Below are 25,494 nucleotides of genomic sequence, written 5' to 3' on the forward strand. Positions count from 1 at the left end.
CTTGATGATCGGAAAAGAACTACTCGTTTCTCGTTTGTTTTTCAATCCGGCATGATGGCTTCATCGAAACACCATCAAACCGGATTTGATATCCGGAGAACACGGGATAAAGCCATGTCCGAGATCGCCCTGAAGCCCTGCACCCCCCTGGAATCGCCCTCGGGCCTGACCCTTTGGCTGCGTTCGGCACGCGATTGGCTGCGCCAGGCCCGCGTCGCCGCCACCTTGCCTGGGGAATCCGTCGAAGACCTTTCCGACCGCGACCTGCGCGACGTCGGCAGCCGGCGTCGCGACATCGCAAAGGCATTGGACCGCGAGTTCCGAGAGATCGGACTGCTGGGGACAGGTTGGCAGCGTCGTCGCTAAGGCAGTAAGGGAGTAGGGCAGTAGCGAAAAGAACCGCCTACTGCCCTACTGCCCTACTGCCTACCTACCTCACCACCTTCACCACCGTCCTATCCGACAGCAACGGAAGCAGCCTTGCCATGGTCCGCGCCGTCACCGCCACGCAGCCCTGGGTCGGCGTGAAGCCCGGCCGGGCCAGATGGAAGAAGATCGCGCTGCCGCGCCCGCGCAAGCGCGGCGCGATGTTCCAGTCGAGCACCAGGCAGACATCGTAGAGCCGGTCGTCGCGCTTCATCCGCTCATGGCTCGCGCCATAGGGGATCTTCACCGGACGGTTGTAGTTGCGGTCGTTAGGCACCTCGCACCAGCCGAGATCCGGACCGATCGGCGCCATCGGAAGCTTCGTCCTGCGCCCGCCCGCGAAATGATCGCCCCGGAAATAGCCCGACAGGATGCGCATCGACGCCAGCGGCGTCGCGCCATCCCCTTCATGCTTGTTGGCTGTGATGCCGCTGCGCCCCAGGGCGCAGGGAAACGCCGTTATGCCGGCTTGCAGGAAGCCTTGCGCGGGATTGCCGGGCCGCGTCCGCACCACCAAAACGCGCAGGCCTTTCGGCAAAAATGCGCCCGCCTCATTGCGCGCGCGTTTTTTCTTGTATGATCGTGTCACGGAACAAATCACTGTGATCGGCTGTTGCGCCGGTGAGCTTCCGCATAAATGGGGGAGGTCAACTGAATATTCTTTTTAAAACAACGGATTGATATCCATGACATCACGCACCATCCTGATCGTCGATGACGACGACGACCTGCGCGCCACCCTGGTCGAGCAGCTGGCGCTCTACGAGGAATTCGACGTTCAGCAGGAATCGACCGCCGCGAAAGGCGTTGCCGCTGCGCGCGGCGGCGTCGTCGACCTGCTCATCATGGATGTCGGCCTGCCCGATATGGATGGCCGCGAGGCGGTGAAGATCCTGCGCAAGGGCGGCTACAAGGCGCCGATCATCATGCTGACCGGCCACGACACCGATTCCGACACGATTCTGGGTCTCGAGGCCGGCGCCAACGATTATGTGACCAAGCCCTTCCGCTTCGCCGTCCTGTTAGCCCGCATCCGCGCCCAGCTTCGCCAGCATGAGCAGAGCGAGGACGCCACCTTCTCGGTCGGACCCTACACGTTCAAGCCCAGCCAGAAGCTCTTGATCGATCCGCGCGGCGCCAAGGTGCGGCTGACCGAGAAGGAAGCCTCGATCATCAAATATCTCTACCGCGCCGACCAGAAGGTGGTGACGCGCGACGTGCTGCTGGAAGAGGTCTGGGGCTACAATTCCGGCGTCACCACGCACACGCTCGAGACCCATGTCTACCGGTTGCGCCAGAAGATCGAGCGCGATCCTTCCAATGCCGAAATTCTTGTGACAGAAAGCGGCGGCTACAAGCTGGTTCCTTAAACATTTCATGATCTAAGCAATTCCAGGAAAAGTACGAAACGGCTGGGCTTGGCGGCTTCGCCGTAGCCTTCCGTCCGGAATTGAGCCAAAAGAGATGAGAGCGGTCGGGCGGGACCGCTTCGGGTAGATCCTGATGCTGGAGGGTGATGGATCGGCTCGTTGCACGCATCGCACGATGCATGGTGGAGCGCTTCTCGCGCGCCCAGGAGGGCGCGCCGCTCCAAAGGAGGGACTGGACTGACCGCTCGGGGACACAGCTAGGATGGCGCTGGATGACGACATCCGCATCCTGTCCGGCGTGAAGCTTTTCCAGGGCTTCACCCAGGAACAGTTGCGCCTGCTCGCCTTCGGCGCCGAGACCACCATGCTGCAGGCCGACCATAAGCTCTACCGCGAGGATGATGTTGCTGATTCTGCCTACATCGTGGTCAGCGGCCTGATCACGCTCTATCGGGAGCTAGGGGGCGAACGCGTCCCGATCGGCACCGCGGGTCCGGGCACTATGCTGAGCGAACTGGCGCTGATAGCCGACACCAACCGGCTGACCAGCGCCTCCGCAGCGGTCGACTCTGAAGTGATCCGATTGAGCCGCAAGATGTTCCACCGAATCCTGGAAGAATATCCGGAGATCGCGGTGCTGTTGCATGAGCGCATCCTGGAGGAATTCCAGCAGATGATCGCCCGCATCGAGGAACTGGCGCCGCGTTTTACGGGGTAGGCGCCGCCGGAAGGCCCGTCCTAATCCAGGTCGAACCGCGCAATCACCGGCACATGGTCGGACGGCTTTTCCCAGCCTCGCGCCGCCTGCAGGATTTCATATCCCTTGAAGCTCGGCACCAGATTGGCAGACGACCAGACATGGTCGAGGCGGCGGCCGCGGTTCGACGCTTCCCAGTCCTTCGCGCGATAGCTCCACCAGGTGTAGAGCTTCTGCTCGGCCGGCACGTTGAGCCGCATCAGGTCGACCCAGCCGCCGGTCTTGCGCATCGCCTCGAAATTCGTCGTCTCGACCGGCGTATGGCTGACGACGTTGAGCAGCTGCTTGTGCGACCAGACATCGTGCTCCTGCGGCGCGATGTTCAGGTCGCCGACCAGGATCGACGCCGACGATTCGTCGCCGATCGCCGGCACGGAATTCATCTCGTAGACGAAATCGAGCTTGTGGCGGAATTTGCGGTTAATCTCCGGATCGGGCTCATCGCCGCCGGCCGGCACGTAGAAATTATGCACCAGCACCGATTTGCCGCCCGCCTGGACCCTGACCGACAGATGCCGGCTGTCGTCGATCTCGCAGAAGCGCCGCTTCTCGACCAGCTCGATCGGCCGGCGCGCGACGGTGGCGACGCCGTGATAGCCCTTCTGGCCGTGAAACAGGATGTGCTCGTAGCCCGCCTTGCGGAATGCCTTCTCCGGGAACAGCTCGTCCGGCACCTTGGTTTCCTGCAGGCACAGCACGTCCGGCGCATGCTCCTTCAGCAGCCGCTCGACGATCGGCATGCGCAGGCGCACGGAGTTGATGTTCCAGGTGGCGATGGTGAAAGGCATTCAGGCGGGTCCGGAAAGGAATCGCCGAACTAGTGCCAGCCGCGCGCCGGAAAGACAAGGTCGGCTATACTCACGGAGGTCGGCGCAGCCCCTCATTGCCCTGCCGGGCATTTCTCCCCGTAAACGGGGAGAAAGAAGCGGTTGCGACGCTCTGGGATCGGCGAAAGCGGTGACGCCAAGCCCCTTCTCCCCGTTCACGGGGAGAAGATGGCGGCAGCCAGATGAGGGGCGGCGCCAACGTAACGGGATAAAGCTCCGACCGCGGCGAAAGCCTACCGCGTCTTCGTGTTCAGCTCGCGGTTCGCCGTGTAGTCGATCGCAAACGTGTCGGCCGGGAAGCTAACGCCTTCCTTGGTGTTGAAGATCATCACCGTCGTGTCCTTGCCTTGCGCGTCGGTGATCGTCCACTGGCGCAGATCATAGGTCTTCGGGTCAAACATCATGGTGATCATGGCATTGCCGAAGACCGACTTGTCGGAAAGCTTGATGGTCGTGAGGTCGTCCTCTTCCTTGACGGCCTTGACGCGCCCGCCGGAGAGATCGATCCGGTCGTCGAGCAGCAATTTCAGCGGCGTCTTCGACAGCGGGTAGAGGTCGGAAGTGTTGAGCTTCTTGTTCAGGATCACCACCGACTTGCCGTCGGAGATGACGCGGAAGTTGGAGGAGCCGTCATAGTTGAAGCGGATCTTGCCCGGACGCTCCAGGAAGAACTTGCCGCCGGTCTGCTCGCCCTTCGGGCCGAACTGGACGAACTCGCCGCTCATCGACTTCACCGAGGAGAAATGATCGGCGATCTTCTGCGCCGCCGGCGGCACCGCCGCCTGCGCGGCCGCCACGAGCTGGTAGCCGGGCACAAGGTTGAGAGCGGCAGCTCCGCCAAGCATCAAGCCGAGGCCGAGGAGCTGGCGGCGGGTGATGGCGAATTCGGTCTGGGTGTTCATGCCGGTCACTTCCTGTGATTCGTGTCGTGGCAGTATCTGGACTCCCACTGGGGCCTAAGTTTGGCGGGTGCGCGACAACTTCGCACAAACGCGCCAGACGATTTCCGGTTGCCTGCTCACCCTACGTTCTGGTCGGGCCAAGGTTTGTCGAGATTCAGGTCAGGCCGGCCTCACCAGAATATTGACAAACCCTAGAACTTGTCATCCTCGGTCGGCACCAGAATCTCGCGTTTGCCGGCATGGTTGGCCGGGCCGACAATGCCTTCCTTCTCCATCTTCTCGATGATCGAGGCGGCGCGGTTGTAGCCGATGCCGAGCCGCCGCTGGATGTAGCTGGTCGAGGCCTTGCCGTCGCGCAGCACCACCGCCACCGCCTGGTCGTAGGGATCGTCGGAATCCTCGAAATTGCCGGCGCCACCGCCGCCGGAACCACCCTTGCCGGACGGGCCATCCTCGTCCTCTTCCTCGTCGTCCTCCGTGATGGCGTCGAGATATTCCGGCACGCCCTGCAGCTTCAGATGCGCGACGATCCGCTCGACCTCGTCGTCCGAGACGAACGGACCGTGGACGCGCTGGATGCGCCCGCCGCCGGCCATGTAGAGCATGTCGCCCATGCCGAGCAGCTGCTCGGCGCCCTGCTCGCCAAGGATGGTGCGGCTGTCGATCTTCGACGTCACCTGGAAGGAGATGCGGGTCGGGAAATTGGCCTTGATGGTGCCGGTGATGACGTCGACCGAGGGACGTTGCGTCGCCATGATGACATGGATGCCGGCGGCGCGCGCCATCTGCGCCAGGCGCTGTACCGCGCCTTCGATATCCTTGCCGGCCACCATCATCAGGTCGGCCATCTCGTCGATGATGACCACGATATAGGGCATCGGCTCGAGATCGAGGTTCTCGGTCTCGTAGATCGCCTCGCCGGTCTGGCGGTCGAATCCGGTCTGCACCGTGCGCGAGATCTTCTCTCCCTTTTTCTCCGCTTGCTGAACGCGTGCGTTGAAGCCGTCGATGTTGCGCACGCCGACCTTGGACATCTTGCGGTAGCGGTCCTCCATCTCCCGCACGGTCCATTTCAGCGCCACGACCGCCTTCTTCGGATCGGTGACGACCGGCGTGAGCAGATGCGGGATGCCGTCATAGACGGAGAGCTCGAGCATCTTCGGGTCGATCATGATCAGCCGGCATTCCTGCGGCGTCATCCGGTAGAGCAGCGACAGGATCATCGTGTTGATGGCGACCGACTTGCCGGAGCCGGTGGTGCCGGCGACCAGCACATGCGGCATCTTGGCGATGTCGACGATGACCGCCTCGCCATTGATGGTCTTGCCGAGCGCCAGCGCCAGCTTCGCCTTGGTCGTCTCGAAGTCGCGACTGGCCATGATCTCCCTGAGATAGACCGTCTCGCGCTTGGCGTTGGGCAGCTCGATGCCGATGGCATTGCGGCCAGGCACCACGGCGACGCGGCAGGCGATCGCGCTCATCGAGCGGGCGATGTCGTCGGACAGGCCGATGACGCGCGAGGACTTGATGCCGGGCGCCGGCTCCAGCTCGTAGAGCGTGACGACCGGACCGGGGCGGACATGGATGATCTCGCCCTTGACGCCGAAATCCTCCAGCACGCCTTCGAGCAGCCGCGCGTTCTGCTCCAGCGCGTCCTTCGACAGGCTTGGATCCTTGGCGACGTTCTTCGGCTCGGACAGGAAATGCAGCGACGGCATCTCGAACGTGTCGGAGCCGATCAGCGAGGTCTGCGCCTCGCGCTGTACACGGGCGCCCGGCACCGGCCGCGCCGCCGGCGCCGCGACACGGGTCGCGGCATCGGAGCGGAAATTCTGCACCTTGGCGTGCGCGCCGCGCCGCTGGGCAGGCGCCTCGTCGTCGAAGTCGTCGAGGTCGACGTCCTCGTCCTGCTCGTTTTCGAAAATATCCTGGTCCGCCGGATCGACTGAAGCGCTGCGGTCGTTGACCATGGCGGCAAAGAATTCCGGCTCGACACGGGCGCGGCCGCCCGGGCTCACCCGGCTTTCGGCGAATTCGGCAGATTCGACGCGCTCGGCGGCGCGCCGCCAGGCGCTGGACTTGGGCTGCATCGGCGGCTCGAACTCGTCGCGCTCCCGCCTGCGGCGCTCGGCGCGGCGGTGCAGGAAGGCGCGGAACGACAGCCACCAATGGGTGAGGGCGCCGAGCGCCAGGATGCCTTCGTCGCCCTCGTCCTCATCCTCGTCGAACAGCATCTCGTCCTGCTCGCGCGGATCGGGCGCCGCAGCGCGCTCCATGACGGCGAAGCCGTTCTTACGCGCGATCAGCGCCGAGCCATAGGCAAACAGCCATAACATCGGCGCGGCGAGGACGACCGCTATGATCGTCGCGAAAAGCCCTTTCGGGTAACCGCCGACGGCGATGCCCGGGATCTTCAGCACCATGTCGCCGAAGACGCCACCAAGCCCGGTCGGCAGCGGCCAGGTGTTGGGCGGCGTCACGCAGCCGGCGATGGCCGCGGCCAGAAGCGCGAAGCCGAACCAGGCGAAGCCGCGCTTCGGCAATTTGTCGACGCCGCGCGCGGTGAAAAGCAGAAAGCCCCAGACAACCGCGGGCACCAGACCGGCCACGGCGGCAAGACCGAAGAACTGCATGGCAAGGTCGGAGAACACCGCACCCGCATAACCCATGGCGTTGGTGACGACGTTGCTGGTGGCGTGCGAGAAGCTCGGGTCGGCAACGTTCCACGTGGCCAAAGCCGCGATGCCGAAGGCGGTGAACAGGAACAGCCCGGCGCCGGCCAGCCGCCCGACCTGACGCCGCGCGAATGCCTGGATGCCGTGCCCCGTATCGGTCAGCGCGAGCGGTGCTGAGGCGCCTGAACGCATGCTCTTCCCCGTGATCGTTGCCTGGCCGGGCGCATGGCGCATTCCGGCAGATTCGAACGCCAGACTATCGGGGGGAAGGTTAAGGCCGCATTAACCATGGACCTTTACCGGAGATGGCGCGGAACGACGGTGGCGAGCCGCGAAGCCCGCCACCTTTTTGCTTGAAACGCCGAAACGATCAGGCCTTTTCGGACCCGACCTCGGGCATCACTTGTTGGCGCCGCCATACGCCATCAGATTGGCGCAGAATTCGGCGTGAGGCTTGCTCATCGCCGCGTCCTGGCACTCCTTCATCATCTTGTCTTGCTTGTCCTTGGGCGTCGCCGCCCAGGCCGTCTTGAAGTCGGCTTCGGGCTCTGGACAAAAAAGGAGGCCCGGAAGGGTGTTCCGGGCCTCAAGGCGTGAGCCCCTTTCGAGACATCACGACGGGATCTTGGGAGGAATTCCGGGCCAGCGGGAGGAGGATCCGCCGGCCCTCGGGGCAATTCCAGGAAGGCATGAAACCCTCCGGAATTGCGCCCATGCAAAGGGCAAAGGCAGCCTTACGGCACCACTTCGCCGTGCTGGGTGACGTCGAGACCCTCGACCTCTTCCTGGGTCGACGGACGCAGGCCGACCAGCGCCTTGACGATGTAGAGGATCACGAAGGTGGCGATCGCCGTCCACAGGATGGTGAAGACGATGCCGTAGAGCTGCTTGCCGACAGAGGCGTCCTTGCCGAGCGCGTTGATGGTCGGATCGGCGAGCGCGCCGGTGAGCAGCGCGCCGACGATGCCGCCAACGCCGTGCACGCCGAAGGCATCGAGCGAGTCGTCATAGCCGAACGCGTGCTTAAGCTTGACCGCCGAGATGTAGCAGATGACGCCGGCGAGGATGCCGACGACGAAGGCGCCGGTCGGGTTGACGAAGCCGGAGGCCGGCGTCACCGCCACTAGGCCAGCGACCGCGCCCGAGATGATGCCGAGCACCGAAGGCTTCTTGGCGACGATCCATTCGGCGAACATCCAGGCGAGCGCCGCAGCGGCGGTGGCAACCTGCGTGTTCATCATCGCGGCGCCGGCAAGGCCATCGGCCGCCAGTTCTGAACCGGCGTTGAAACCGAACCAGCCGACCCACAGCAGCGAGGCGCCGATGACCGAGTAGACCAGGTTATGCGGCGCCATGTTGGTGGTGCCGTAGCCCTCGCGCTTGCCCAGCACCAGCGCGCAGACCAGACCCGCGACACCGGCGTTGATGTGGACGACCGTGCCGCCGGCGAAGTCGAGCACACCGGCCGAACCGAGGAAGCCGCCGCCCCACACCCAATGCGCGATCGGCGCGTAGACGAACACCAGCCACAGGCCCATGAAGATCAGCAGCGCCGAGAATTTCATGCGCTCGGCGAAGGCGCCGGCGATCAGCGCCGGCGTTATGATGGCGAAGGTCAACTGGAACATCGAGAAGACGAATTCGGGAATATTCGCCACGCCTGGCAGCCAGAGCGTCGAGACGGTGATGCCGTGGTGGAAGAACCGCGAGAAGCCGCCGACATAGCTGTTCAAGCTGGCGGATTCGTTGGTGGTGAAGGCGAGCGAATAGCCGAACATGAACCACAGCACCGTCACCAGGCAGGTGATGGCGAAGCTCTGCATGATGGTGGCGAGCACGTTCTTCTTGCGCACCATGCCGCCGTAGAACAGCGCCAGGCCCGGAATGGTCATCATCAGCACCAGCGCAGTCGAGGTCAGCATCCAGGCGGTATTGCCGGTGTCGAGAACCGGGGTCGGAGCGGCGGGCGCCGCAGGCGCCGCCGGAGCGGCCTCCTGCGCGAAGGCGGCGGCGGTGCTCAGCGCTACGAGAGCGAGCGAAGCGGCCGCGCGTCCCGTCGTCTTCAAGGTGGAAGGAATATTCATTTAACTCTCCGTTGGAATGGATGGTCGCCGCTCAGAGCGCGTCGGTGTCTGTTTCGCCGGTACGGATGCGCACCGCCTGGTCGATGCCGAAGACGAAGATCTTGCCGTCGCCGATCTGGCCGGTCTTGGCGGCCGAAGTGATGGCTTCGACGGCCTTGTCGACCATGTCGGCGCCGACCGCGACCTCGATCTTGATCTTGGGCAGGAAGCTGACCGCGTACTCCGCGCCGCGATAGATTTCCGTGTGCCCCTTCTGACGCCCGTAGCCTTTAACTTCGGTGACGGTCAGGCCCTGGATGCCGACGGCGGTGAGCGCTTCGCGCACCTCGTCGAGCTTGAACGGCTTGATGATTGCCATCACGATTTTCATAAGGTTTCACCCTTTGCTGTTGCGGTCCCCCGCGTTTGCACACCTACACCGATCCCGAGGAGAGCCGGAGAGTGCCCGACAGGATTCAAGCTCCGTGCCAATTGCCGAAGCAGGGCGTTAACCTGTTGTAAACAAAGGGGCAGATCGGCCTGCGCACATCATTTGTGCGCGGCCGCATCGGGTGTCGTGATCAAAAAATAGGCAAAATTTCAAAAATGCCTGCTTGGCAGGCATCGACCAGAACCCGGCTCAGCGCTTGAGTCGGATTAGGCCTTCCTGGGCGACCGAAGCGATGAGCGTTCCGTCCCGCGCGAACAGCGAACCGCGGGTGAAGCCGCGCGACCCCTGTGTCGACGGGCTGTCCTGATTGTAGAGGATCCAGTCGTCGAGCGAGTGGCTGCGGTGGAACCACATGGCATGGTCGAGGCTGGCCGCCTGGATGTCGCGGTCGAAGATGGCGCGGCCATGCGCGAAGGTCGAGGTGTCGAGCAGCGTCATGTCGGAGAGGTAGGCGAGCACGGCCGCCTGTATCGCACGGTTTTCGGGCACCGGGCCGGTGGTGCGGATCCAGATGTTCTGCTGCGGCTCCAGCTTCTCGCGGCTTGTATAGTGCTTCAGCATCACCGGCTTCATCTCGATCGGCCGGTCGCGATCCCAGTAGCGCCTGATGCCTTCCGGCACCGCTTCGCCGAATTTGCCGAGCAGCTCGCGCTGGGACAGCAGCGTGTCGGGCGCCGGCACGTCGCGCGGCATCGGCATCTGGTGCTCAAGGCCAATCTCGTCCTGCTGGAACGAGGCCTCCAGCGAGAAGATCGCCTGGCCATGCTGGATCGCCACGACCCGGCGCGTGGTGAAGGAGCCGCCGTCGCGGATGCGGTCGACCTCGTAGACGATCGGCAGCTTGGTGTCGCCGGGCCGCATGAAATAGCCGTGCAGCGAATGCACGTGGCGCTCCGGTTCCACGGTGCGCTGCGCGGCGACCAGCGCCTGGGCGATGGTCTGGCCGCCGAAGACGCGCTGCCAGTCGACCTTTGGGCTGCGACCACGATACAGATTGTGTTCGAGCTGCTCGAGGTCGAGAATGTCGAGAAGCTCGTCCATGGCCGCCGTCATGTCTGAAATCCTTCAAGGGATGCGCCATGGCCGGTTTCGGACAGGATGTGCGGCCAGTCAAGGCCGCAAGCGGCGGCCGGACGAAGCCGCGAAAGGATGATGCCATGGTCGACCGCAAGCCGGATGGAGCAAAGGCCGACGCGAACCGCGAAGCGCCGCTCGACGTGCTCATCGCCGGCGCGGCTTATGTCGGCCTCACCGCGGCCGTGTCGCTGAAGCAGGCGCGGCCGGGCCTCGCCATCGCCGTCGTCGACGCCGCGCCTGCGGGCGTCTGGCAACGGGACGGCCGCGCCTCGGCCATCGCCGCCGCCGCCAGCCGCATGCTGGAGCAGCTCGGTGTCTGGGACGAAATCGCGCCGGAAGCGCAGGCGATCACCGAAATGATCATCACCGATTCGCGCGCCGCCGACCCGGTGCGCCCGGTGTTCCTGACCTTCGACGGCGAGGTGGCGCCGGGCGAGCCTTTCGCCCACATGGTCGCCAACCGTGACTTGAACGGCGCGCTGCGCCGCCGCGCCGAAAAGCTCGGCATCGATATCATCGAAGGCGTCGCGGTCAGCGCCTTCGACGTCAACGGCGCCGGCATCACGGTGCATCTGGCCGACGGCGCGGCGATGAAGGCGCGGCTGCTGATTGCCGCCGATGGCGTCAACTCCAGGCTGCGCGACCTGGCCGGCATCAAGACCGTCAAATGGGAATACGGCCAGTCCGGCATCGTCTGCACGGTGGCGCATGAGCGCCCGCACAACGGCCGCGCCGAGGAGCATTTCCTGCCAGCAGGCCCCTTCGCGACACTGCCGCTGAAGCCGGACAAGGACGGAACCAACCGCTCGTCGATCGTCTGGGTGGAGCGCACGCAAGATGCGAAGGCTCTGGTCGAGGGCGACGAGTTCGTTTTCGAGCACGATCTGGAGCAGCGCTTCGGCCTGAAGCTCGGCGAAATAAGGGTCGTCGACAAGCCGCGCGCCTGGCCGCTCGGCCTGACGCTGGCCCGCGCCTTCGTCGCGCCGCGCATCGCGCTCGCCGGCGACGCCGCCCATGGCATCCACCCGATCGCCGGCCAGGGCCTCAATCTCGGCTTCAAGGATGTCGCCGCGCTCGCCGAAGTCATCGTCGAGGCTGACCGGCTCGGCCAGGATATCGGCGCCCTCGACGTGCTCGAGCGCTACCAGCAATGGCGCCGCTTCGACACGCTGCAGATGGGCGTCACCACCGATGTCTTGAACCGTTTGTTCTCCAACGACATCGGCCCGCTGCGCGCCGTCCGCGATCTCGGCCTCGGGCTGGTCGAGCGCATGCCCCGACTGAAGGATTTCTTCATCCGCCAGGCCTCGGGCCTCTCCGGCGACACGCCGAGGCTGCTGAAGGGCGAGGCGATCTGAACCCTTTCCTGGAGGAATAGCGGCAGCGCCTCTCATTTCGTCATCCACGGGCGGAGTGACGCGAAGCGGAGCGCAGACCCGAGGATCCATTCCGTTCCCTCCGCCAAGGAACGCAGCGACGCAGAATCTGTACCGATGCGGCGCTCCGATGTCACGGAATGGATTCTATGGTCTGCGCGCGTCGCTTCGCTCCTTGCTCCGCCATAGAATGACGACGCGAGAGGCGTTTCGCTCCATCACGAAGGCAGGCGATACGGTCGTCGCCGCGCGGTGAAATTCAGGTCAGGCCGAGTCGAAAATGGCGGATCCCGAGAACCGGAGCGGAGCGTACTTGAAAGTACGTGAGCACCGGAAGCGCGGGGAGCCGGCATTTGCAGGCCGGCCTCACCTGAATTCTAGTTCACCTCGAACCCCAGCTTCTGCCGCAACCTCAGCATCCGCTGGTCGGGTATCTTGAGGCTCTGCTCGCCGCCTTGCGCGACACGGTTCAGCATGCTGAGCAGGTCGTCGCGCTCATGCGGGTCGAGGCGGCCGCGCAGGAAGGGCGCGAGCTTGTCGATGACAATCGTCGTGTCGTCGACCTGCGCAGCCGCCCATTTTGCGTAGACGACGGCCTCGTCGGTCTTCTTCGGGCTTTCCGCGATCTGCGAGATGACATCCCGGATAACAGCCTCGCGCTTCGGCAGCACCGGCCCTTGCTCGGCAACGATCGCGGTGATCAGCGTCGCGGCCGCCACCACCGGATCGTCGATCGCCGTGAGCGGCGAGAGCGCGGCCTGCTTGCGCAGCTTCTTGCGCCGTATGTTGCCCTGGACGCGTCCGACGACGTCGGCGACCTCACGCGCGGCGTCGCTCATATATTTCAGCCGGTACCACCAGATGGCGGCCGCTCCGAGCAGGCCAAGTATCGCGATAAGAATAGGCATGCCGAATTCCCCCGAAATCGCGGCGACGATAAGAGAGATGCGGCGTTGCTTCAACACGCAACGGTCGCGTCCGTGAAGAAACCCTGAAGATGTTTCCCGCGTGAGACGGCCGCAACGCGCCGTGCCCGGCCCTGACCGGCGCCTATGACCCCGGTATGTCGTAGATCGCCCTGACCTCGACCGTGCCGAGCTCGGCCAGCGGAATGCGCTCCGCGATCTTCAGCGCCTCGGCAAGGTCGGCCGCCTCGACCATGACGAAGCCGAGCAGCTGCTCCTTGGTCTCGGCGAACGGCCCGTCGGTCACCAGTACCTTGCCCTTGCGCCGCCTCAGCGACTTCGAGGTCTTCACCGATTGCAGGGCCTGTGCGATGACCAACCTGCCTTGCCTGTCGAGTTCCCAGTCATAGGCAAGCGAGTCGGCATCGAGCCTGGCCGCCCGTTCCGGGGTGAGCGCGTAAAGGTCCTTCTCCTCGCCATAGACCAGCAGGACATATTTCATTTCGAGCTCCCTTCGATGGCCACGTTGTAAGAGGCAAAGGCGGCGGTGTCAGTTTTGTTTGCCGTGGCCACGTGGTCGAGCAGGCACGCCGCCACGCCGACAATAGCGATGGCCGCAAGCAGTCGACCGAAACCGGGCGCCGGCGGATCCAGCCAGAACTCCTCCGCTCGCCGGGCATTTCGCTCCGGCTTCCCCCAGATCGCAACAAACAGATTGTCCATCTCAAATCTCCATCGGCCGCGAGTGGCCGCCCGCAGGACGGTCGGGCCGATGGCAAGTCGACATTCTTGCGCGCATTTTTTTTGAGATTTTTCGGTCTGCCCACCACACGGGCGGAAAGCGCGTCGAGATTCCGGTGAGGCGGCCTCACCCGAATCTCGACGCGCCGGAGGATGGCCTTCCGCCGCGCCCGCGCTATAGTCCAGGAGAACGCCGGCGGCCGCCGGCGCAACCCCGACAGACCAGGAGGACTCCATGGATCGCACCGCAAACGCCGTCTGGAAAGGCAATCTGACGGAAGGCCAGGGCACGCTCGACACGCAGAGCGGGACCTTGAAGGGCACGCCCTATTCCTTCAAGGCGCGCTTCCAGGACGAGAGCGGCAAATCCGGCACCAATCCGGAAGAGCTGATCGCGGCGGCGCATGCGGGCTGCTACGCCATGCAGCTGTCGCATTTCCTGGCCGAGAACGGCACGCCGGCCGCGGAGCTCGATGCCAAGGCGGTGGTGACGCTGGTTCCCGGCACCGGCATCACCGGCAGCGCCATCACCCTGGTCGGCAAGGTACCCGGCATCGACGCGGCGAAGTTCAAGGAACTGGCCGAGAAGGCCAAGGCGGAGTGCCCGGTGTCGAAAGCGCTGGGGGCGATCAAGGTGTCGCTGGATGCAAGGTTGGGGTGACTGCGTTTTAATCTGAACGGCAGCGATCCTTCGCCTCCCTCTCTGCCCTGCCGGGCATCTCCCCCTCAAGGGGGGAGATCAGATGTCACGCCGGGTTTCGCCAATCGCCGACGTTGTTCACCGCGACGTTGTCGGCTAATCGCCGACGTTGAAAGAGGAGAGCCGGCAATCGAGCTGCCAATCTCCCCCCTTGAGGGGGAGATGTCCGGCAGGACAGAGAGGGGGGCCTCGCGCCAACGTAATGTGGTGAGCTAGCCGCCCAGCGCCTCGATCTTCGCCCGCAGCGCCGCGACCTCCTCCTCTAGCGCCTTGACCCGCGCCTCGAGGTCGGAGTCTGCCAATGCCGCCGGCTGCCAAGCCGCTGCCACAGAGGCCGCCTCCACCGGTCCGCTGAGCAAATGAACGTAGCGTTCCTCGCGCTGACCGGGCGCGCGTTCGAGCAGCTGGATCAGCGGCGGTCGGCGGCCGATCATCAGGTCGAGATTGTCGCGCAGCTCCTCGATCGAGGCGAAACGCGCCATCCGCTCGGAGCGCGCCAGCAGTTCATGCGCCGTCTGCGCGCCGCGCAGCAGCAAGAGCCCGATCACCGCGATCTGCGGCGTGGTCAGCGAAAAGCGCTGCGCCATCAGATGCTCGTAGCGCTCGACGCGCGAGGCGAAGGCCTGGCGCACCAGCCCTTTCTGCTCGAGCGTGCTCAGCGCCCGCCGGATCTCGGTCAGCTCCAGCGCCATGACAGGCTCGCGCGCCGTCTTCTGGTTGGCGGCGGCGTGCGCGCCGTTGAGCGTCAGCGGATAGACGTCCGGCGTCAGCTCCTTCTTCTCGATCAGCGAGCCCAGCACGCGCGCTTCGACGGCGGAAAGGACGGGGAGATCGGTCATTGGCTGCAATCCTTTCTAGCGCTGGCGGGACAGCGCTCCCCTCTGTCATGCCGGACATCTCCCCCACAAGGGGGGAGATCAGCAGCTTCGTCAACAGCGCTCACTCTTCGACGACGGCGATTGGCGAAAGCCGCGATGACAGCCAATCTCCCCACCCGTGGGGGAGATGTCCGGAAGGACAGGGGGGCGCGAAGGATCGCTGCTTGCGAGATTGTCGCGAACGAAGAGGCGAAGCCTAAACCCTTCGCTCCACCATCATCTTCTTGATCTCCGCGATCGCTTTCGCAGGGTTCAAGCCCTTCGGGCAGGTCTGCGCGCAGTTCATGATGGTGTGGCAGCGATAGAGCCGGAACGGGTCTTCGAGATTGTCGAGCCGCTCGCCCGTCGCCTCATCTCGGCTGTCGATCAGCCAGCGATAGGCCTGCAGCAGCGTCGCCGGACCGAGATAGCGGTCGCCGTTCCACCAGTAGCTCGGGCAGGAGGTCGAGCAGCAGGCGCACAGGATGCACTCGTAGAGCCCGTCGAGCTTCTCGCGGTCCTCATGGCTCTGCAGCCATTCCTTGGCCGGCGTCGGCGAAACCGTCTTCAGCCAAGGCTCGATCGAGGCGTGCTGGGCATAGAAATTGGTGAGGTCGGGCACCAGGTCCTTGATCACCGGCATATGCGGCAGTGGGTAGATCTTCACCGCGCCGGAAATGTCGTCGGCGCCCTTGGTGCAGGCGAGCGTGTTCGAGCCGTCGATATTCATGGCGCAGGAGCCGCAAATGCCTTCGCGGCAGGAACGGCGCAGCGTCAGCGTCGGGTCGATCTTGTTCTTGATCCACAGAAGCGCATCCAGCACCATCGGCCCGCAATCGTCCATGTCGACGAAATAGGTGTCCATGCGCGGGTTTCCGCCATCGTCCGGTGACCAGCGGTAGATGCGGTATTCGCGCAGGTTGGTGGCGCCCTCCGGCTTCGGCCAGGTCCTGCCCTGCTGGACCTTGGAATTCTTCGGAAGCGTGAGTTCGACCATTACCTGCGGTCCTTTCGGATGACGAGCTTCAGCCCGGACCAGATTTCGTTGACGGCGGCGACCTTGACGTCGACCAGGTCGCGCTTCAGCGCCTCCGACCGGATCACGTCCTCGGTGACGTCGGTCGGCACTTTCGATGCCTTCTTCGGCCAGGAGACCCAGATCATGCCGTCGCGCTTGATCGCCGTCTCGATGCCGGCCAGACTGTCCTCGATCTCGGCCCGCTGCCCGGTGAAGGCGTGCACGGCATCGTATTTGCGGCTGCCCGAAATCGCCGACCACCTTGGCAGCCGATCGACCTCGGCAAACTTTACTGCCTCGGCCAAATCATCGAGCTCCGGCGGCAGCGCGATGAAGGCGGCGACCATGCCGTCCTTCAGGCCGAGCTTGGCCGGAAGGGGCGTGCCGAAATATCCCGCGGCCGCCAATGCCATCGTCAATACACCCTGGCCTTCGGCGCGATCTTGGCCGGGTTGATGCCGCCGTCCTTTTCCGCCAGCAGCGTCTCGGTATGCACCGGCCGGTAGGTGAGCGTCACCGTGCCGTCCTCGCCGACATGGGCCAGCGTGTGCTTGCGCCAGTTGGCGTCGTCGCGGGCCGAGAAATCCTCCCGCGCATGCGCGCCGCGGCTCTCCTTGCGCGCCGCGGCGCCATAGACCGTGGTGATGGCGTTGGCCATCAGGTTTTCCAGCTCCAGCGTCTCGACGAGGTCGGAATTCCAGATCGTCGAGCGGTCGGTGACCTTGATGTCCTTGAGCTCGCCCCAGATCTCGGAAACGCGCTTGCAGCCATTGTCGAGCGATTGCTGCGTGCGGAAAACCGCCGCGTCTTCCTGCATCGCCCGCTGCATCTTTTCCCGCAAGCTTGCCGTCGGCGTCGAGCCGTTGGCATGACGCAGCCGGTCGAAGCGGTCCATGATTTTCTCGACCGAGGCCGCGTTGGGCGCAGGGATGGGCGAATTGCGGTCGATCACCTCGCCGGCGCGAATGGCCGCGGCACGGCCGAAGACGACAAGATCAATCAGCGAGTTGGAGCCCAGCCGGTTGGCGCCGTGCACGGACGCGCACGCTGCCTCGCCCACCGCCATCAGACCGGGCAGCACGCGGTCGGGATTCTCGGCCGTCGGGTCGAGCACCTCGCCCCAATAATTGGTCGGCACGCCGCCCATATTATAGTGCACCGTCGGCAGCACCGGGATCGGCTCCTTGGTCAGGTCGACGCCGGCGAAGATCTTCGCCGATTCCGAAATGCCCGGCAGCCGCTCATGCAGCACCGCCGGGTCGAGATGGTCGAGATGCAGGAAGATGTGATCCTTCTTCGGCCCGACGCCGCGGCCTTCGCGGATCTCCATCGTCATGCAGCGCGAGACCACATCGCGCGAGGCGAGGTCCTTGGCGGACGGCGCATAGCGCTCCATGAAGCGCTCGCCCTCGGAATTGACCAGATAGCCGCCCTCGCCGCGCGCGCCTTCGGTGATCAGACAGCCGGCGCCATAGATGCCGGTCGGGTGGAACTGCACGAACTCCATGTCCTGCAGCGCGAGCCCGGCTCTGGCCGCCATGCCGCCGCCATCGCCGGTGCAGGTATGCGCCGAGGTGGCGGAGAAATAGGCGCGGCCGTAGCCGCCGGTCGCCAGCACCACCATCTTGGCCGAGAAGCGGTGGATGGTGCCGTCATCGAGATTCCAGGCCACCACGCCGGTGCAGGTGCCGTCCGGCTCGGTGATCAGGTCGAGCGCGAAATATTCGATGAAGAACTGCGCATTGTTCTTCAGCGACTGGCCGTAGAGCGTGTGCAGCATGGCATGGCCGGTGCGGTCGGCTGCCGCGCAGGTGCGCTGCACCGGCGGGCCATCGCCGAAATTCATCATCATGCCGCCGAACGGCCGCTGGTAGATCTTGCCCTCTTCCGTGCGCGAAAACGGCACGCCGTAATGCTCGAGCTCGTAGACCGCCGCGGGCGCCTCGCGCACCATATATTCCTGCGCATCGATATCGCCCAGCCAATCCGAGCCCTTGACGGTGTCGAAGAGGTGCCACTGCCAGTTGTCGGGGCCCATATTGGCGAGCGAGGCGGCGATGCCGCCTTGCGCGGCGACCGTGTGCGAGCGGGTCGGGAACACCTTGGTGATGCAGGCGGTGCGCAGCCCCTGCTCGGCCATGCCGAGCGTGGCGCGCAGGCCGGCGCCGCCGGCGCCGACGATCACCACGTCGAATTTGTGATCGACAAAAGTGTAGGCGGAAGCCGTGCCGGCTGTATTTGCGTTGGCCAAGACGTCAGCCTCCGAATGCGAGTTTGAGCAGGGCAAACAGCGAAGCGACGCCGACTGCCACGCAGAAGAAGGTGTTGAGCGCGATCAGCGCCAGCTTCATGCCTTCGCCATGGACATAATCCTCGATGATCACCTGCATGCCGATGCGCATGTGATAAAGCGGCGAGATCAGCACCAAGCCGAACATGACCACCACAAACGGGTTCGCGAGCGCGGCCCGCACCTCCGCGTAGCCGTGGCCGTTGATCGCGATCAGGAAGCCGACGAAGAACAGGACCAAAGGAATGTTGGCGATGGCGGTCAGCCGCTGCCGCCAGAAATGCCCGGTGCCTTCGCGGGCCGAGCCGAGGCCGCGGACCCTCGCCAGCGGCGTGCGCATGTCCGAATTGTGCGCGTTCATCAAAAGGCCCCCCTTGCCGCATAGCCCGCTATCCAGATCAGGAGCGTCAGCACGATCGAGCCGGCGAGCGTCGCCCAGGCGATCTTCGAGGCGGTGTGTTTTTCGAGCCCCGCGCCGGTGTCCCAGATGAGGTGGCGCAGCCCGCCCAGCATGTGGTGCATCAGCGCCCAGGTATAACCGAACAGAACCAGCCGGCCGAGCCAGGAGCCGAATGCCCAGTCGACCCAGTCGAAGGCGGCCTGCGAGCTCGCGGCGGCGATCAGCCACGCCGCCACCAGCAGCGTGCCGAAATAAAGCGCGCCGCCGGTGATGCGATGGATGATCGACATCGTCATCGTGATCGGCGGCCGGTAGATCGTCAGATGCGGCGAGAGCGGCCGTTCACGTCTGGCAACTGCGCGGGTGGCTGGTGATTTGCTCATGGCTGCCCCAGTTCGGCGTCCTGGATGCCGCTACCGAGGAGCAGCGTTTTCCGCCCTCATATATGGCTCCGGACAGGCGGTTTCTAATTCTCTTTTTGCACCGCGTCAAAGCCGGAAAATCGTTTTGGAAACATCATTTAGTCTGACAAACCGGTGGTCGCGCGCTTCAATCGATTAGCGGCTGTTTCGAAGCCGGCGCAACGTCGCTGCAGTGCGGTATACACAGCTGCGTGGACAAGCGCGGGTGTGCTGAGATTCAGGTCAGGCCGAGTCGAAGTACGTGAGCACCGGAAGCGCAGGAAGCCGCCATTTGCAGGCCGGCCTCACCTGAATATCAGCACACCTGCTATCTCCGACAGGTCTGCGGGGTGGACCCCCTCTTCATCACCAGCGCTTCGCGTCCGTCGATCACGATTGCGTCATGCGTGGCCGCTTCCTGGTAGCGGCTGCTCTGGTTGGCGGGCGAGGCCGCGAATTCCTCGGTCGAGCCATCCGGGCGAGCCACGCGCAGCGACGAGCCGAGATTCTGGATGGTGATCATGCCGCCATTGCCGCATCTGTAGGTGGCTGTGCCGATGCCGGATCGCGGCACGGTGAGGTCGGTGATGATCTTGGTTGCCTGGGGTGCGGACGTTTTGGGCGCAGTGGCTTCCTGCGGCATTTGAGATGCCGGCGGCGCTGGAGGCGTCGCGGATGCGGCGGACTGCTGTGCCAGCGCAGGCGCGGCCACCGGGGCCGCCGCATTGGCCGCCTTCGGCACGCCGTCCTGCGGCACGCAGGCCGCGGCTGCGAGAAGCAGCGGGATGGTGATCGACACCCGAACCGTGTGGCCAAAGCTCATGCGCTGCCCTTTCGTGCGCGGCACGCTACAGCAATTCCAGGAAAAGTGTGAAACGGTTTTCCGTCCGGAATTGCGTCAAAACAAAGAGATAGAGTGGTTTGTCGTTTCCGTTAAACGGCGAACCGCTCTAGCCACGCGAGGCATCAAGATCAAGTTCACCCAGAGTGAGCCGGCTGCATGCCCGCCCGACGGCGGCAAGAAACCGGCCCTCGAAATTAACCATGCTCCTTAAGAACCGGTGCCGAAAGCCCCCTGCCTCTTAACAAAGGTTAAGAAAGGGTTAATTTCCGATTCGGACCGGAATCCAGGCGCGATCCGTCGCGCCATCAAGGGAGAGCGACATGCGTTCGAATTCAGTGCGGGCTAGCCTTGCCGCAACAGTGCTGGCGGGATTGGTCTTGGCGATCGCCGCGCCGGCCGAAGCCGGCTTGCGCCATCACGACCGCGTCTATGCCGATTCCTTCGGCAATCTCGTCATCGACAGCGCCGCCGGCTACAAGCGCATCATCGTCGGCAAGGGCAAGCTTGCCGCGAAGCTTTCCGAATTCACCAGCGCCGGTCAGCCCGATGTCGTCTATGACGACGCGGACGAGCCCGGCGCGCCCGGCTGCTATCAGCCGCCGGTGCTGGTCAAGGGCCGATCTTATATGTACGGGCTTTCCGACGGCGAGATGCCCAACCTCAGCCCTTGCCGTTGAAGATCGTCGGCGTTTGACGTCGCCTGAGCGCGCCTGACACGCGCACGCAGTCGCGGCCGGCATTCTTGGCGTCGTAGAGCGCGGCGTCGGCGCGCCGCAGAAGATCGGCAAACCCTTCGTCGGCGGCCAGCTCCGCCACGCCGAAGCTTGCGCTGCAGCGATGGTCGGCGGGCAGGCCCTCGATCGGCAAGGCTCCGAATGCGTTGCGCGCGCCTTCGGCAAACAGCCGCGCCGCCGCAAGATTGGTGCCCGGCAGGATGATGGCGAACTCCTCGCCGCCGATACGGCCGGCGACATGGTGCTCGGCCGCGGCCTCGCGCAGGAAGCCGGCGAATGTCTCGATGACGCGGTCGCCGCAGGCATGGCCATAACTGTCGTTGATGCTCTTGAAATAGTCGAGATCGGCGATCACCAGCGCCACCGGCACGCCGCGGCGGACGGCGTCGCGCATCGCAAAGACCGCGTGGCGCTCGAAGCCGCCGCGGTTGAGCAGCCGCGACAAAGCGTCGGTTTCCGATTTCGAGGTCGCCTCGCTGAGCGCGTCGCGTACCAGCACGGCGAGCGCAAGCAGCGCCAGCGCCAGCCCGAACACGGTGCCGAGCGATTGCGACACCAGCGCGTAAGCCGTCTGCACATAGGCCTGCGGATTGGCGCCCCAGCCACCCAGCGCGCCGGCGATGAATGGCTTGGAGGCGAATTGCACGGCGCTGGCGCCAAGCACCAGCGCGAGCACATGGTCCAGCCATGCAAGCCTCTGCCGGGAGGACAGCACGATGCCGAGCGCCGCGAACTGCATGGCGGCATAAGGAAGCTGGTAGGCCATCATCCGCGCCAGCGACTGGCGCGGCAGGTCCTGCACCAGATAGACGGCGGCCGACGCGACGACCAGGAAGCACAGCATCGGCGCCCATGGCGGCCGCACGCCGTATTTATGGGCCAACCCGCCATTGAAAGCGATGGTCGCGCCGAGGAACACGGCAAAGGCGGCAACGACCGGCAACCGGGCGTCCGAGAAGGAGGGGATGCTGAATTCGATGCCGAAATAAGCCATGCCGAGCAGGTAGCTGAAGGCAAGCCAACGCGCCGACGCGCGCCCGGTGCCATACACGGCAATCGCCATGAACGCCGCCGCCAGCAGCCCGGCGACGGCGAGGTTGATCATCAATATGAAGTCGGCGCTGCCCATGTCTGCTCCTTGACCGAGGGCTATCATCGAGCGGCGAAAATCACGTTAACGCGTGGTATGGCGGAAGGAGCGCGGACCTTTGCGATTAGCTAAAAACCCGTCCGGTCGTCAGAGCATTTGGAACGCGACGTAGAGGTCAATGGCAATCCCTGGTTCCGCGATTGGCCGAGCCATCCCTCCGATCGTCATCCACGGGCGAAGCAAGGAGCGAAGCGACGCGCGCAGACCCGAGGATCCATTCCGTTGCTTTCGAGAGCCGCTCACGATGCAGAATTCTGCCCCGCTGCATTCTTCGGCGGCGGTCACGGAATGGATCCTCGGGTCTGCGCTCCGCTTCGCGTCGCTCCGCCCGTGGATGACGAAGGCGCGGGTGTCCACCCGTCTCACCCGACCGCGAGCGGCTCGGCGACGAATGTCGTTTCGGGCCTCTCATAGGAAAGCCGCACACTGTCGCGGCCGTTCTTCTTGGCCTTGTAGAGCGCCTCGTCGGCGCGTCGCATCAACGGCTTCAGCCCTTCCCTGCCGGAGCGGGCGGCGACGCCGAAGCTCGCGGTCACCCTGGCGCCGGGCGGCAGGCCGTCGATCGTGCCGGCCGAATAGAAGCTACGGATCGCCTCGGCGAACAGCCTTGCCGCGCCCAGGTCGCTGAGCGGCAGAAGCACGGCGAATTCTTCGCCGCCGATGCGGCCGGCGGCTCCGCGCGCGCCGGTGGCGGAACGCAACTTCGCGGCGAAGTCGGCGATCACCCGGTCGCCGGCCTCATGCCCGTATTGATCGTTCAGGGCCTTGAAGTGATCGAGGTCGGCCAGCACCAGGGCGACGGGAAAGCCTGCCTTGGCGCACTGATCGAGCAGCACGGTCGACCGCTCCTCGAAGCCGCGGCGGTTGAGGATGCCGGAGAGCGGATCGGTGTGGGTCTCGGCCTTCAGCGCCCGCACCACGTCGAGCGCCGCCGCGGTGAACAGGCAAAGCGCGATCAGCAGCGACAGCAGCGCGTGCAGCAGCAGCGCCGTCGTCCAGTAGGACGAGGCATAGAGCTCGTCATAGCTCTTGAACGGTCCATTCGCGATGATGATGGCCAGCGTCCGCACGAAGAAGTTCAGCCCGGAAAGCAACGCCAGCACGAACAGCATTTTTTCCGTCGGACCATTGCCGCGCACCACGCGCAGTTCGGCGGCGGCCAGAAGGCTGATGCCGCCAAGCGCGAAATTGACGACGAGGATGCGCCATGTCAGGTCCGGCTGAACGAATAGGAACCAGCTGAATGCGGCCATGCCGCTTCCCGCCAGCACGCCGATCCCGGCATAAGGCACGGGCCGGCCGTGGCGCGCGACGATGGCGCCGACCAGACAGGACCCGGCAAGGCAGAAGCACAGATTGGAGAGGAACTTGGACGGCGCCAGCCCGACCGGGAAGGTGAAGTGCTGGAACAGGAACCCGCCAGCGGCGAGAGCATAGCTTGCCGCCAGGACCGCTAGGTAGGGCCGATGGCGCTGATAGCACCACAGCACGAGGAACGCAGCGCCGAGCGCCAGCGCTATCGTCGGATTGAGCAGCGCTATGAGCAGACCGGTGTCCAAAGGACTGCGACTTTCCCCAACTTACCCAAGGGGAGATGTTAGGACTTAAGCCCAAACAAGCGGTTAAGCGCTCTCGATAAATACGCCGCGAAACCATGGGGAACCGGGCTTGCCGGAGCGGCGTTGTCCGGCAAGACTGGAGACGCCAGACAGGAGACGATTGCGATGGCCGACACGATCACTTTGACCGATCACGATGAAATCCGCTCCTGGGCGGCTGCGCGGGCCGGCTTTCCGGCCATTGTCGATGTATCGCCGGAGCCTGGCACGCAAGCCATGCTGCGCCTGGTTTTTGACCAGCAGGCTTATGAGGACGAGGACCGGCCGGAACGCCCGCCCAATGCCGGCGGCTACGAGTTGGTCGAATGGGACGAATGGTTCAAGATCTTCGACGACCGCCAGCTGGCATTGGTCGTCGCCGCCGACGAGCCCGGCCGGCGCGAGGAGTTTCACGAGATCATCCGCAGGTAGGATTGTTGAAAGCAAAAGGCCCGGACAAAGCGCCCGGGCCTTTTGTTTGCTTCTGAAGCCGGTGGTTTACTTCCAGTCGCGGATGTCGACGAAATGGCCGGCGATCGCGGCGGCGGCCGCCATGGCCGGCGACACCAGATGGGTGCGGCCCTTGAAGCCCTGGCGGCCCTCGAAATTGCGGTTCGAGGTCGAGGCGCAGCGTTCATGCGGCTTCAGCCGGTCGTCATTCATGGCCAGGCACATCGAGCAGCCCGGTTCGCGCCAGTCGAAACCGGCGGCAACGAAGATCTTGTCCAGGCCTTCGGCCTCGGCCTGTTCCTTCACCAGGCCGGAGCCCGGCACGATCATGGCGTTGACGCGCGGATTGACCTTCTTGCCCTCGACCACCTTGGCGGCGGCGCGCAGGTCCTCGATGCGGCCATTGGTGCAGGAACCGATGAAGACGCGGTCAAGCGCGATGTCGGTGATCTTGGTCCCCGGCGTCAGGCCCATATATTCCAGTGCCCGATGCTTGGAGGAACGCTTGGTCTCGTCCGTGATGTCTTCGGGGTTCGGCACGATGCCCTGCACCGAGACGACGTCCTCCGGCGAGGAACCCCACGAGACGATCGGCGGCAGCTTCGCCGCGTCGAGCACGATCACCTTGTCGAAATGCGCGCCTTCATCCGACTTGAGCGTCTTCCAGTAGGCAAGCGCCGCATCCCACGCCGCGCCCTTGGGCGCGCGCGGCTTGTCCTTGACATAGGCGAAGGTCGTCTCGTCCGGCGCGATCAGGCCGGCGCGCGCGCCCGCCTCGATCGACATGTTGCAGATCGTCATGCGCCCTTCCATCGACAGCGAGCGGATCGCTTCGCCCGCATATTCGATGACATAGCCGGTGCCGCCGGCCGTGCCGATCTCGCCGATGATGGCCAGGATGATGTCCTTGGCGGTGACGCCTTCAGGCAGCTGGCCGTCGACGCGCACGAGCATATTCTTGGCCTTGCGCTGGATCAGCGTCTGGGTGGCGAGCACATGCTCGACCTCCGACGTGCCGATGCCATGCGCGAGCGCGCCGAAGGCGCCATGCGTCGACGTGTGGCTGTCGCCGCACACGATGGTCATGCCGGGCAGGGTGAAGCCCTGCTCGGGCCCGATGATGTGGACGATGCCCTGGCGGACATCGTTCTCGGAATAATATTCGATGCCGAAATCCTTGGCGTTCTTGGCCAGCGCCTCGACCTGGATGCGGCTTTCCTCGTTCTTGATGCCGAACTTGCGCTCCGGCGAGGTCGACACGTTGTGGTCGACCACGGCCAGCGTCTTTTCCGGATGCCGGACCTTGCGGTTCGACATACGCAGGCCTTCGAAGGCCTGCGGGCTGGTGACCTCATGCACGAGGTGGCGGTCGATATAGAGCAGGCAGGTGCCGTCGTCCTGGCGGTCGACGACATGGTCGTCGAAGATCTTGTCGTAGAGGGTGCGCGGTGCGCTCATGTGCGTAAATCCGTCGATATGAGA

The 25,494-nt window shown here is 64.6% G+C and carries 27 protein-coding genes; 7 read left to right on the forward strand and 20 right to left on the reverse strand.

Features of this window, described 5'->3' with window-relative positions:
- The first annotated feature begins 114 nt into the window (after positions 1–114).
- Positions 115–366, forward strand: a complete 252-nt coding sequence (locus EJ068_RS14080) for a hypothetical protein (protein ID WP_126080490.1) — start codon at positions 115–117, stop codon at positions 364–366.
- Between the two features lie 64 nt (positions 367–430).
- Here EJ068_RS14080 and EJ068_RS14085 read toward each other — a convergent pair whose 3' ends face one another.
- Positions 431–964 (reverse strand): L,D-transpeptidase, encoded by a 534-nt coding sequence (locus EJ068_RS14085; protein ID WP_245463417.1) that lies wholly within the window; start codon positions 962–964, stop codon positions 431–433.
- Positions 965–1,112: 148 nt separating this feature from the next.
- On the opposite strand from EJ068_RS14085, the gene EJ068_RS14090 reads away from it, so the two are divergent.
- On the forward strand, positions 1,113–1,796 hold the full coding sequence (locus EJ068_RS14090; RefSeq protein ID WP_040991447.1) for a response regulator transcription factor: 684 nt from the start codon (positions 1,113–1,115) through the stop codon (positions 1,794–1,796).
- Between the two features lie 262 nt (positions 1,797–2,058).
- The gene (locus tag EJ068_RS14095; protein WP_126080489.1) at positions 2,059–2,514 is read left to right on the forward strand and encodes a cyclic nucleotide-binding domain-containing protein; all 456 of its coding nucleotides are present in this window, start codon (positions 2,059–2,061) and stop codon (positions 2,512–2,514) included.
- Between the two features lie 20 nt (positions 2,515–2,534).
- Here EJ068_RS14095 and xth read toward each other — a convergent pair whose 3' ends face one another.
- The 6 genes from xth to tesB form a co-directional block, all read right to left on the reverse strand.
- Positions 2,535–3,341: an exodeoxyribonuclease III gene (gene xth, locus EJ068_RS14100; RefSeq protein ID WP_127250191.1), complete on the reverse strand. Its 807-nt coding sequence runs from the start codon at positions 3,339–3,341 to the stop codon at positions 2,535–2,537.
- Positions 3,342–3,613: 272 nt separating this feature from the next.
- A complete protein-coding gene (locus tag EJ068_RS14105; RefSeq protein ID WP_042645542.1) occupies positions 3,614–4,282 on the reverse strand; it encodes an outer membrane lipoprotein carrier protein LolA in 669 nt (222 codons plus the stop codon).
- A 191-nt stretch (positions 4,283–4,473) separates the two neighbouring features.
- Entirely contained in the window at positions 4,474–7,149 is a 2,676-nt protein-coding gene (locus tag EJ068_RS14110) for a DNA translocase FtsK (protein ID WP_127250192.1), read from the reverse strand.
- A gap of 542 nt (positions 7,150–7,691) precedes the next feature.
- Positions 7,692–9,023, reverse strand: coding sequence for an ammonium transporter (locus tag EJ068_RS14115; protein ID WP_189341664.1), 1,332 nt, complete (start codon positions 9,021–9,023; stop codon positions 7,692–7,694).
- A 49-nt stretch (positions 9,024–9,072) separates the two neighbouring features.
- Entirely contained in the window at positions 9,073–9,411 is a 339-nt protein-coding gene (locus tag EJ068_RS14120) for a P-II family nitrogen regulator (RefSeq protein WP_027169082.1), read from the reverse strand.
- Between the two features lie 249 nt (positions 9,412–9,660).
- Positions 9,661–10,524, reverse strand: coding sequence for an acyl-CoA thioesterase II (gene tesB / locus EJ068_RS14125; protein WP_042645540.1), 864 nt, complete (start codon positions 10,522–10,524; stop codon positions 9,661–9,663).
- Between the two features lie 104 nt (positions 10,525–10,628).
- On the opposite strand from tesB, the gene EJ068_RS14130 reads away from it, so the two are divergent.
- Positions 10,629–11,906: a ubiquinone biosynthesis hydroxylase gene (locus EJ068_RS14130; RefSeq protein ID WP_126083648.1), complete on the forward strand. Its 1,278-nt coding sequence runs from the start codon at positions 10,629–10,631 to the stop codon at positions 11,904–11,906.
- 395 nt (positions 11,907–12,301) lie between these two features.
- Here the strand turns inward: EJ068_RS14130 and EJ068_RS14135 are convergent, their stop codons facing one another.
- The 3 genes from EJ068_RS14135 to EJ068_RS14145 form a co-directional block, all read right to left on the reverse strand.
- Entirely contained in the window at positions 12,302–12,832 is a 531-nt protein-coding gene (locus EJ068_RS14135; protein WP_127250193.1) for a hypothetical protein, read from the reverse strand.
- Between the two features lie 142 nt (positions 12,833–12,974).
- Positions 12,975–13,331 carry a YciI family protein gene (locus tag EJ068_RS14140; protein ID WP_127250194.1) on the reverse strand — a complete coding sequence of 119 codons (357 nt, stop codon included), beginning with the start codon at positions 13,329–13,331 and terminating at the stop codon, positions 12,975–12,977.
- The gene (locus EJ068_RS14145) at positions 13,328–13,552 is read right to left on the reverse strand and encodes a hypothetical protein (RefSeq protein WP_126080482.1); all 225 of its coding nucleotides are present in this window, start codon (positions 13,550–13,552) and stop codon (positions 13,328–13,330) included. Before EJ068_RS14145 ends, EJ068_RS14140 begins: the two co-directional genes overlap by 4 nt.
- 253 nt (positions 13,553–13,805) lie before the next feature.
- Here EJ068_RS14145 and EJ068_RS14150 point away from each other — a divergent pair, with 253 nt between their 5' ends.
- Positions 13,806–14,231, forward strand: a complete 426-nt coding sequence (locus tag EJ068_RS14150; RefSeq protein WP_042645515.1) for an OsmC family protein — start codon at positions 13,806–13,808, stop codon at positions 14,229–14,231.
- Between the two features lie 251 nt (positions 14,232–14,482).
- Here EJ068_RS14150 and EJ068_RS14160 read toward each other — a convergent pair whose 3' ends face one another.
- The 7 genes from EJ068_RS14160 to EJ068_RS14190 form a co-directional block, all read right to left on the reverse strand.
- The gene (locus tag EJ068_RS14160) at positions 14,483–15,109 is read right to left on the reverse strand and encodes a DUF480 domain-containing protein (RefSeq protein WP_127250195.1); all 627 of its coding nucleotides are present in this window, start codon (positions 15,107–15,109) and stop codon (positions 14,483–14,485) included.
- A gap of 235 nt (positions 15,110–15,344) precedes the next feature.
- Positions 15,345–16,124: a succinate dehydrogenase iron-sulfur subunit gene (locus EJ068_RS14165; RefSeq protein WP_127250196.1), complete on the reverse strand. Its 780-nt coding sequence runs from the start codon at positions 16,122–16,124 to the stop codon at positions 15,345–15,347.
- Complete coding sequence (locus EJ068_RS14170; RefSeq protein ID WP_127250197.1) at positions 16,124–16,558, reverse strand: DUF3052 family protein; 435 nt, start codon at positions 16,556–16,558, stop codon at positions 16,124–16,126. Before EJ068_RS14170 ends, EJ068_RS14165 begins: the two co-directional genes overlap by 1 nt.
- A 2-nt stretch (positions 16,559–16,560) precedes the next feature.
- Positions 16,561–18,396, reverse strand: coding sequence for a succinate dehydrogenase flavoprotein subunit (sdhA, locus tag EJ068_RS14175; RefSeq protein ID WP_127250198.1), 1,836 nt, complete (start codon positions 18,394–18,396; stop codon positions 16,561–16,563).
- A gap of 4 nt (positions 18,397–18,400) precedes the next feature.
- Positions 18,401–18,796 (reverse strand): succinate dehydrogenase, hydrophobic membrane anchor protein, encoded by a 396-nt coding sequence (sdhD, locus tag EJ068_RS14180; RefSeq protein WP_126080477.1) that lies wholly within the window; start codon positions 18,794–18,796, stop codon positions 18,401–18,403.
- The gene (sdhC, locus tag EJ068_RS14185) at positions 18,796–19,218 is read right to left on the reverse strand and encodes a succinate dehydrogenase, cytochrome b556 subunit (protein ID WP_126080476.1); all 423 of its coding nucleotides are present in this window, start codon (positions 19,216–19,218) and stop codon (positions 18,796–18,798) included. Before sdhC ends, sdhD begins: the two co-directional genes overlap by 1 nt.
- A 346-nt stretch (positions 19,219–19,564) precedes the next feature.
- Positions 19,565–20,059 carry a hypothetical protein gene (locus tag EJ068_RS14190; RefSeq protein WP_127250199.1) on the reverse strand — a complete coding sequence of 165 codons (495 nt, stop codon included), beginning with the start codon at positions 20,057–20,059 and terminating at the stop codon, positions 19,565–19,567.
- A gap of 341 nt (positions 20,060–20,400) precedes the next feature.
- Here EJ068_RS14190 and EJ068_RS14195 point away from each other — a divergent pair, with 341 nt between their 5' ends.
- A complete protein-coding gene (locus tag EJ068_RS14195; protein WP_127250200.1) occupies positions 20,401–20,757 on the forward strand; it encodes a hypothetical protein in 357 nt (118 codons plus the stop codon).
- Here the strand turns inward: EJ068_RS14195 and EJ068_RS14200 are convergent.
- Both EJ068_RS14200 and EJ068_RS14205 read right to left on the reverse strand, forming a co-directional pair.
- Complete coding sequence (locus EJ068_RS14200) at positions 20,741–21,943, reverse strand: GGDEF domain-containing protein (protein WP_127250201.1); 1,203 nt, start codon at positions 21,941–21,943, stop codon at positions 20,741–20,743. The genes EJ068_RS14195 and EJ068_RS14200 overlap by 17 nt on opposite strands.
- 383 nt (positions 21,944–22,326) lie before the next feature.
- Entirely contained in the window at positions 22,327–23,523 is a 1,197-nt protein-coding gene (locus EJ068_RS14205; protein WP_129554598.1) for a GGDEF domain-containing protein, read from the reverse strand.
- 165 nt (positions 23,524–23,688) lie between these two features.
- Here EJ068_RS14205 and EJ068_RS14210 point away from each other — a divergent pair, with 165 nt between their 5' ends.
- On the forward strand, positions 23,689–23,994 hold the full coding sequence (locus EJ068_RS14210) for a hypothetical protein (protein ID WP_042645496.1): 306 nt from the start codon (positions 23,689–23,691) through the stop codon (positions 23,992–23,994).
- Positions 23,995–24,060: 66 nt separating this feature from the next.
- Here the strand turns inward: EJ068_RS14210 and leuC are convergent, their stop codons facing one another.
- The gene (gene leuC, locus EJ068_RS14215) at positions 24,061–25,470 is read right to left on the reverse strand and encodes a 3-isopropylmalate dehydratase large subunit (RefSeq protein WP_127250203.1); all 1,410 of its coding nucleotides are present in this window, start codon (positions 25,468–25,470) and stop codon (positions 24,061–24,063) included.
- Between the last annotated feature and the right edge of the window lie 24 nt (positions 25,471–25,494).

It is taken from the genome of Mesorhizobium sp. M2A.F.Ca.ET.043.02.1.1 (assembly GCF_003952405.1).
Classification (GTDB): domain Bacteria; phylum Pseudomonadota; class Alphaproteobacteria; order Rhizobiales; family Rhizobiaceae; genus Mesorhizobium.

Coding starts and splice junctions, on each gene's coding strand:
- EJ068_RS14080 (WP_126080490.1), top strand. CDS start 115: ATGTCCGAGATCGCCCTGAAGCCCTGCACCCCCCTGGAATCGCCCTCG.
- EJ068_RS14090 (WP_040991447.1), top strand. CDS start 1,113: ATGACATCACGCACCATCCTGATCGTCGATGACGACGACGACCTGCGC.
- EJ068_RS14095 (WP_126080489.1), top strand. CDS start 2,059: ATGGCGCTGGATGACGACATCCGCATCCTGTCCGGCGTGAAGCTTTTC.
- xth (WP_127250191.1), bottom strand. CDS start 3,341: ATGCCTTTCACCATCGCCACCTGGAACATCAACTCCGTGCGCCTGCGC.
- EJ068_RS14105 (WP_042645542.1), bottom strand. CDS start 4,282: ATGAACACCCAGACCGAATTCGCCATCACCCGCCGCCAGCTCCTCGGC.
- EJ068_RS14110 (WP_127250192.1), bottom strand. CDS start 7,149: ATGCGTTCAGGCGCCTCAGCACCGCTCGCGCTGACCGATACGGGGCAC.
- EJ068_RS14120 (WP_027169082.1), bottom strand. CDS start 9,411: ATGAAAATCGTGATGGCAATCATCAAGCCGTTCAAGCTCGACGAGGTG.
- tesB (WP_042645540.1), bottom strand. CDS start 10,524: ATGACGGCGGCCATGGACGAGCTTCTCGACATTCTCGACCTCGAGCAG.
- EJ068_RS14130 (WP_126083648.1), top strand. CDS start 10,629: ATGGTCGACCGCAAGCCGGATGGAGCAAAGGCCGACGCGAACCGCGAA.
- EJ068_RS14135 (WP_127250193.1), bottom strand. CDS start 12,832: ATGCCTATTCTTATCGCGATACTTGGCCTGCTCGGAGCGGCCGCCATC.
- EJ068_RS14140 (WP_127250194.1), bottom strand. CDS start 13,331: ATGAAATATGTCCTGCTGGTCTATGGCGAGGAGAAGGACCTTTACGCG.
- EJ068_RS14145 (WP_126080482.1), bottom strand. CDS start 13,552: ATGGACAATCTGTTTGTTGCGATCTGGGGGAAGCCGGAGCGAAATGCC.
- EJ068_RS14150 (WP_042645515.1), top strand. CDS start 13,806: ATGGATCGCACCGCAAACGCCGTCTGGAAAGGCAATCTGACGGAAGGC.
- EJ068_RS14160 (WP_127250195.1), bottom strand. CDS start 15,109: ATGACCGATCTCCCCGTCCTTTCCGCCGTCGAAGCGCGCGTGCTGGGC.
- EJ068_RS14165 (WP_127250196.1), bottom strand. CDS start 16,124: ATGGTCGAACTCACGCTTCCGAAGAATTCCAAGGTCCAGCAGGGCAGG.
- EJ068_RS14170 (WP_127250197.1), bottom strand. CDS start 16,558: ATGGCATTGGCGGCCGCGGGATATTTCGGCACGCCCCTTCCGGCCAAG.
- sdhD (WP_126080477.1), bottom strand. CDS start 18,796: ATGAACGCGCACAATTCGGACATGCGCACGCCGCTGGCGAGGGTCCGC.
- sdhC (WP_126080476.1), bottom strand. CDS start 19,218: ATGAGCAAATCACCAGCCACCCGCGCAGTTGCCAGACGTGAACGGCCG.
- EJ068_RS14190 (WP_127250199.1), bottom strand. CDS start 20,059: ATGAGCTTTGGCCACACGGTTCGGGTGTCGATCACCATCCCGCTGCTT.
- EJ068_RS14195 (WP_127250200.1), top strand. CDS start 20,401: ATGCGTTCGAATTCAGTGCGGGCTAGCCTTGCCGCAACAGTGCTGGCG.
- EJ068_RS14200 (WP_127250201.1), bottom strand. CDS start 21,943: ATGGGCAGCGCCGACTTCATATTGATGATCAACCTCGCCGTCGCCGGG.
- EJ068_RS14210 (WP_042645496.1), top strand. CDS start 23,689: ATGGCCGACACGATCACTTTGACCGATCACGATGAAATCCGCTCCTGG.
- leuC (WP_127250203.1), bottom strand. CDS start 25,470: ATGAGCGCACCGCGCACCCTCTACGACAAGATCTTCGACGACCATGTC.